Origin of the sequence: Streptomyces olivoverticillatus (assembly GCF_014203555.1) — a bacterium.
Lineage (GTDB): Bacteria > Actinomycetota > Actinomycetes > Streptomycetales > Streptomycetaceae > Streptomyces > Streptomyces olivoverticillatus.
In genome coordinates this window covers 60,059-67,266 of sequence record NZ_JACHJH010000003.1, presented here as the reverse complement: position 1 = coordinate 67,266, position 7,208 = coordinate 60,059, and the positions used below count along the sequence as shown (strand labels likewise).

The following is a 7,208-nucleotide window of genomic DNA, read 5'->3' as shown; positions in this document are numbered from 1 at the left end:
CACTACCACCACTATTCACCCACGCACCAACCGAGCCATCATCATGAACCACGAGATAGTCAGCTTTCCCATCACCATTGATGTCGACTCGGTAATCACCGACAGGTATCTTCCGGGGCGGTACGGGCTTGATATCGACCCGTTCCTGGATCCAACCGTCACCGGTCGCGCGAGCGATTCCGCCGTAGAAGGCCTCGGCCATCTTGCTGTAGCCACTGTCGTTGGGGTGCAGGACGTCACGGAGGTCGCGAGTGGTGACCTTGTTCATGTCGACGTATCCAACATGAAATCCCCTGCCCTGGCGCTCTTCAACCAGTCGCGGCACGGCGGCGTTGAACTTCTCGACTCGCTTCTCGGTTTCGGGGTCCCCGGACGGAACGAGGGAAGAGACCAGCACAGTCATGTCAGGGGCAGCCGCCGTGATCATGTCGATCAGCTCGCCGAGCCGGTCGGGGGCCTGGTCCACCCGGTAATTGTCGTGCATGTCGTTGGTGCCGATATGCAGCAGCACCACGTTGGGCTTCGCCGCCACCAGCCAGTTCTCGATGTTGCCGGTCAGACCGCCGATCTTCCAGCCGTAGTGTCCCTCGTGATCGGGATCGGGCAGCTTGCCGCTCCGCTGTGAACCGACGAAGTGCAAGCTGTCCGTGTGCGGTGTCAACTGGTTCCATAATTCGGCACGGTAGCTGGACTCGGTTGAGCTGCCGGTGCCATAGGTGATCGAGTCTCCAAGCGGCATCACAGCCAGCCGTGGCACCTTCCAATTCCTCACGGCGGCTTCGTGCCCGACCTTTGAAAGGGGCTGGTGCACGCTACTGTGCGAACCCTCCGGCATCATCGAACGGTTGAAGTTGGCAGCGTAAGCAGACGGGTCACCGGTAACGATGAGCGCGGTCGCCAGGGCTACGGTCAGTGCACTGGCCAATCGCTGTAGAGATGTGCTGGCTGTCTGAACCCATGATCTGCGGACAGGGCACCTGCGAGCCAGTGCGATATCACTGCTCGTCTTTGATTTCTGAATCAAGGTAATTGTTCTCTGTCAGGTGTGCATAGGGGCAGCCAGGGGCCGAGCTCTGTGACGGAACGGTGTCACAGAGCTCGAGCTTCTCCCTGAGTGAGCAGCTTGGGGCGGTACCGGATACGGCCTACTTGAGGAGCTGGACCTCTATGTGCGGACCCGTGGCGTCCATGGCCGGGTACATGCTGAGATTGCCGTTCTCCCAGCGCACGAGCACGTCATTGGGGCGAGCGTTGGCGGAGAAGGAGCCCGTCACAATGGATTGGGCGAACCGCCAGTCGGAACCGCTCTGGAGGATCTTGATCTCGTCGTCGAACTTGGTGGAAACGTTGACGCCCGGGTAGATACTGCCTGAACCGTTGCGCCAGCGGACCAGTAGATCGGCAGTGCCCTTGCCTGTGAACTCACCAGCACTGATCTGCTCGATGTTGGTGCCGGCCTGGTTCGCCTTCAGCAGCTGGGATTCGTGCTTGAGTCCATTGGTGCCGAGGTCGGGGAAGAGCGAAATGGAGCCGTCGACCCAGGTGACAAGCAGGTCGTCGCGTTGAGCGTTGGCAGTGTACCTACCCACCGTGATCTGCTTGGCGTACTCCTTCCAGGCTTTGGTGGGCTCGCTGAGCTGCTCTTCTTTACTGAACCCATTCTGGTCGACGTGGGAGAACCATGTCACCTGGCCGTTCTGCCACCTGACGACCAGTCCGTCAGTACCGCTTCCAGTGAAGTTGCCACCCGCAACAGACATGGCATATTGCCAGCCGCTTCCGGCGAGCTTGTACTCGGCAGTGAAGGGGTACTTCGGGTCGCTGTTATCTGCCCCCTGAAAGAGGCTGGCCGAGCCGTCTTTCCAGGCGACGAACAGGTCCATGTGCCGCCTGCCACCGGGCGAGCCACCGGTGAAGTAGCCCGGGACCATAGAGCGTGCGTCGTTCCAGTTCTTCCTGCGCAGCACATCCCGGGAGGTAATGCCCTGGATCCAGCCAGCAATGTCGTCGGTTCGGGCATCGGTGGCGCCGGTACGTGCCTCAGAGGGATCGGTTCCCAGGCAGCCGCCTTGCCATGACCTGCTGTGGACGCCGATGAGTTCGTAGCGGCCATTGATGTCGCGGAAGGCCGGACCGCCGGTATCGCCCTGGCAGATGGCGGCGTTGTCGGACTTGCCGGACAGGGCGACGGTGCCGTCCTTCACATCGCCCGTGGTGAAGGTGGTGGTGTGCAAACGCTGCGGAACCCACTCGTCCTTCGTCCGGCCGTAGCCCGTCACTCGGACGTCCTCGCCCGGCACAAGCGGGTTGAAGCCGAGGCCGACGGGGGAGATACCCGTGACGGGCTTGGCCAAGCGTGCCATGACCAGGTCACGGTCGGTACGCGGCACGAGCTCGACGACGTCGACCACGGTGCCCGTCTGCCGGGTCGCGTCGACGCGACCGATGGTGGCCGTCGTCGGCAATGCGGGCGCGCCGGCAGGAATCTGGGTGCCCTGAGCCGGATTGCCGGCTAAGCAGCTCGCTGCAGTCACCAGCCACTGCTGCTCGACCAGCGCGGCCGAGCAGCCGCGCTTGCTTCCGTTCCCAGCGTCTATGTCGAGTTGGGCGGTGAAGGAGTAGGAATCGTTGACGGGCGTACCGACAACGGCGTTCGCTGAACCTCCGGCGAGGAGTCCGGCCACCGTGACTACCGAGAGAATCCCTGCGGCCCACACTGCTCGTGGATGTATGCCAGGCATGTCTTGTTTCTTCCTTGTGTCAGAATTCGGCGCGTTGGCGGCGCCGAGCAGGATCCGAAGTCGTGCGCGTTGGAACAGGGCGAGGCGTCAGCCCGTAACACGGAGTTCAACGAGGACCGACGACTGGCCTGTGTCTCCGGCTTCACCGAACGGTGTGTAGTCGTTCCTGGGGGCGTTGACATAGGTGTCCTTGCCGTCGGCAGTGACTTTGGCCGTGACGGCGAAGTCCTGGGTCCACATGCCGTAGGCGCTCTTCAACTCAAGGGCGAGGTATCCCTTTTTTCCGGTGACCGCGAAGCAGTAATCCTTTTGACCGGTCCGCGACTTGACGGTGATGTCATGGGTCACGGCGCAATCGGCCAACACGATGTGCCCGTCGCCCGTGCTCAGCGTTATGCCCTGCTCCTTCTGGATCTTCGCGGCCCCGGGGTACTCGAAAGTCTCGACGGCGTAAGGCATTTCGGCCGAAGCGGATGCGGGCGAGGGCGTGGGCTTGGGCTGCGATGCAGGCTGGGCCACAGCCATCGTCGCAAATCCGACACAAGCCGCGATTGCTGTGAAAACGGCAGCAACAAGCGACTTTCGCAGGTGGGAAATGGCCATAGTTGCCTTCCATGGGCGTGATTTGGGCTGTAAAGGCCCTTGATCACAGTCAGTAAAGCACATGTACGGTGTGCGTAGCATGCACCCAGCATCCTTACGGCTGGGGGCAGTTATGGCATGGGGCGTACGGACACGCCCACCGCACGTCTCGGTTCCCGGCCGCCGATACGCCGTCCGACTGCATGGAGACGGCACGCGCCTGCGCGGCTCGACATCCTGGGTGCGGTCTGCCAAAGCCCAGACCAATCAGAGAGACCGTCTACATGAAATGGCTTCAACATTCCAGCCTTGGGGCGCTACAACGTCCCATACGATTAGGGAGATGCAGCAGGAGAGCCTTCGGCCTGCACGGCGTCGGAAAGGCGCTGCTACCGGCCTTGCTCCTTCCCGGCCTCCTCGGAGCCAACCCCGCTGTTGCGGACGATGATCCGGAAAACGATCCGGCGCCGCTGTCGGATCGCGGGCAGGTTGTCGAACTCTGGAAATACGGTGGTGCTGGCATCAAGGCGGCTGCCGAGCAGGCCCTGCTGGGCACGGACGAGGACATCAAGAAGTTCCTCGCCGCCAAGGACGGCATCCAGTACGACGATGACTGCATTGATGCCAGCCGCATCGTCCGCGTGGGCGGGCCAGCGGTGCGCGAGGCAGCCAAGCAAGCTCTGTTGAGCCACTCGCCGGATGCCCTGCACGCGTTCCTGAAGGACGGTTGGAAGGCACCCCTTGAGGACGACGAGCAAGTCGAGGTCTCACGCATCATCAACTACGGAGGTCCTGGGGTCCGGGAAGCCGGCAAGGCGGCCCTAGCCAGCAAGGACCTGACCACGTTCCTCAAGAGCGGCCAGTACACCGCTCGTCAGAGCGACAACGAGGTCAAGATCTCGGCGCTTATCAACGCGGGTGGTCCGAATGTGAAGGCAGCCGGTAAGGCGGCACTCAGGGGCACGCCCGACGACATCGTCGAGTTCCTTGAGGTGGGCCTGTTCGTGGCCCGCAACCGCGACAAGGAGCACTCGTCCATCGCGCAGCTTACCGAGCAGGCGCAGCAGGCAGGTCTGCAGGCGGAGCAGGCGACGAAGAAAGCCGAGCTCGCCAAGGACCGCGCGGTGAAGGCCTCGGAGCTGGCCAAGGAGAGCGCGCGGACGGCGGCCAAGGAAACCGCAGCGGCCAAGAAGGATGCGAAGACTGCCGCGGTCAAGGCAAAACAGGCCGCTGATTCGGCCCGAGCCGCCGCCGAAGCGGCCCAGGAAGCCATCGACGCGGCCAGTGCCGCCCAGGAATCGGCTCGTGTCGCCGCCGTTGCCGCAGCTCAGACTGCGAGCGCGGCGAACGCCGCCGCCGAAGCCGCGACCCGGGCCTACAACGACTCCATAGCGGCGGCCGGCAACGCCGGCAAGGCCGAGGACGCCAAGAACTCCGCAAAGAGCGCACGCGAAGCAGCGAAGCTTGCCAAGTTGTCGGGTCTTGCAGCCCAGCAGGCCGGTAACGCATCCAAGTCTGCGGCGGCCGCAGCTAAGGCATCGCGCAGTGCCACCGACAACGCCAATGACGCGGCTGATGCCGCTGATGACGCTGATCGGTACCTGGATGAGGCGGGTGTCCATTCCGGTGAGGCCCACGCGGCGGCCGAGGAGACGCGCCGCCACGCGAAGGAGGCCAACGACGCCGCTGATTCCGCCGAGGCACTGGCCAACGATTCGGCTGATGCTGCCTTCGAGGCCCGGGACGCTGCCAATCGGGCAGCCGAGCACGCGGACAAGGCCGCTGCGGCTGCCGAGGAGGCGGCCAAACATGCGGGCGAGTCCAAAAATTCGGCCACCGAGTCCGCCAAGCAGGCCACGGCGGCGAAGGAAGCCGCCGATGCCGCGAGTGCGGCGATGGCCACCGCCAACAAAGTGTTCGCCATGGCGCGGAAGACCGAGGCCCAAGACCTCGCCACCCGGACGGCCGCGGCCATCGAGCGCGCAAAGTCCCACAAGGCTCGGGCGGAAAAGTTCACCGTGGCCTCGGCAGGCACGGCGCTGGAGGCAAGGATTCTGGATGACACCGCCGTGGTCCTGGCCGCGGAAGCGTCCAAGCCCGACGCCGATGCCAAGGCAACTGCGGCCAAGGGCCGTGAGCTCGCCCTCAAAGCCATGAAGAGCCGCGGCGCCTTCCTCCGAGAAGCAGCTGCCCAGGCCTTGTCCGGCACCGACACAGATGTCCTCGAATACCTGCGCACGGGATGGCAGAAGGCCGCACAGGACGAGATCCGACAGCAAGTCTCCGATCTCGTCGGCCAGAGCTCCTACGCATCCGTCCGCGCCGCTGCTCAGGTCGCACTCAACGGTACCAATCAGCAGATCAAGGACTTCTACACCACTGGCCAGTACACGGCGGGGACCGACGACTACAACGTTCGCGTCTCGGGGATCATCAACAGCGGCGGACCGGGGGTGAAGGAAGCCGGCAAGGTGGCCTTGGCCAGCAAGGACGCCAAGATCATGGCCAACTTCATCAACAACGGCCAGTACACGGCGCGCCTCGACGACGAACAGGTCCTGGCTTCCAGGCTCGTCAACGATGGCGGACCGGAAGTGCAAGCCGCCGCGAAAATCGCCCTGGCCGGCCCCGCGGACGAGCTCCACAACTTCATCCAGGTCGGCCAGTACATGGCCGAACGCAAGGACCAGTTAGCTGCGACCCACATCGCCCAGCTCCGGAACCTGCTCGACCAAGGCGCCATCGTCGAGGCAAACGCCCAGGTGAACCGCTGGCTGGCTGCCCAGGCGGCAGCCATCGCGAGCCGGGCCAAGGACGAGGCCCAGGCCGCCGCCGCAGAGGCCCAGAAGTCCGCGACTCAGGCCAAGGACTACGCCTCGCAGGCTGACAAGTCCGCGTCACAGGCCGAAACATCCGCTGCCAAGGCTGCGCAGTCCGCGATCACGGCACGCAACGCCGCCGACACCGCGGACCGCTACGCGGACGACGCCGAAGACTCCGCGGCAGAATCCGACTTCTCGGTGCAGTACGCCCAGACCTCGGCTGGCTTGGCTCACGAGTACGCAGACGCCGCCCACCGCTCGGCCTTGAAGGCCGGGAAGAGCGAAAAGGAAGCCAGCGAACTCGCCGCCGCAGCCTGGAAGGACGTACTGAAGAAGCGCCAGGACGAAGAAGACGCAGCACGCAAGCAGGCCGCGGAACTGCGTAAGAAGCAGCGCGAGCAACGGCCGAAGAGGAACTGCGCCCCACCGATCAACCGTGAGGTGAACGGCCTCCTGCCGTGCGCCTTGGCTCCGGGTCCCTGGACCGTCGAGGCCCCGGTCATCGACCCAACGCTCAACAACATCGTCTGGGCCGTCACCGGTCTCAACGACATCAAGGACTGCATCACAAACCCGACGCTGGGCAAATGCACAGTCGCCCTCGCGATGGTCATTCCGCCGATCGGCGGCGAGCTGAGAGCTGTCAGAGCCGGGGAAGGGATCTTCGAGGGCGTTGAGGGTACTGTCAAGGGAACCAGGACCTACCATGTGGCCACCGGAGGATTTAAGGTAGGTGTAACCCCTGATGAAATCACTGCCATCAACCGAGGATTCGGCGGCGAAACGCTCGTAACTGGCTCTCCTGAGAATATGCTGATTAACATCAGTCGATACAACAGTTTCTGGGAGAAGACTGCAGTGGTTATCCGAGATATCGCGGGAGCCCACATGTTCAATAATGGGAACAAGCGAACCGCGCAAGCAGTCGCTGAGCAACTGATGGAGCGCAACAATATTACGAGCGGTCCGACTTCGGAAGGTCTGCGCAGCGTTGTCGACAGAGTCGGCGAGGGGAAGCTGCGCAGCGTCGGCGACATCGCAAGAGCCTTGAGAGGATACTGAA

At 63.5% G+C, this 7,208-nt stretch carries 4 protein-coding genes; 1 reads left to right on the top strand and 3 read right to left on the bottom strand.

Going from position 1 to position 7,208, the window contains the following annotated elements; all coding sequences use genetic code 11:
- The 3 genes from FHS39_RS25380 to FHS39_RS10795 form a co-directional block, all read right to left on the bottom strand.
- Positions 1–925 (bottom strand): SGNH/GDSL hydrolase family protein (locus tag FHS39_RS25380; protein ID WP_246470131.1); only part of this gene is annotated, 925 nt, incomplete at its 3' end.
- Positions 926–1,145: 220 nt separating this feature from the next.
- The gene (locus FHS39_RS10800) at positions 1,146–2,741 is read right to left on the bottom strand and encodes a S1 family peptidase (protein WP_184348960.1); all 1,596 of its coding nucleotides are present in this window, start codon (positions 2,739–2,741) and stop codon (positions 1,146–1,148) included.
- Positions 2,742–2,828: 87 nt separating this feature from the next.
- Positions 2,829–3,344, bottom strand: a complete 516-nt coding sequence (locus FHS39_RS10795) for a hypothetical protein (RefSeq protein WP_246470130.1) — start codon at positions 3,342–3,344, stop codon at positions 2,829–2,831.
- Positions 3,345–3,721: 377 nt separating this feature from the next.
- Between FHS39_RS10795 and FHS39_RS10790 the strand changes: the two genes are divergently transcribed.
- On the top strand, positions 3,722–7,207 hold the full coding sequence (locus FHS39_RS10790) for a hypothetical protein (protein ID WP_184348958.1): 3,486 nt from the start codon (positions 3,722–3,724) through the stop codon (positions 7,205–7,207).
- The last annotated feature ends 1 nt before the right edge of the window (position 7,208 follow it).

Bases quoted from the DNA above. Each gene is read 5' to 3' on its own strand.
- FHS39_RS10800 (WP_184348960.1), bottom strand. From the start codon at position 2,741: ATGCCTGGCATACATCCACGAGCAGTGTGGGCCGCAGGGATTCTCTCG.
- FHS39_RS10795 (WP_246470130.1), bottom strand. From the start codon at position 3,344: ATGGCCATTTCCCACCTGCGAAAGTCGCTTGTTGCTGCCGTTTTCACA.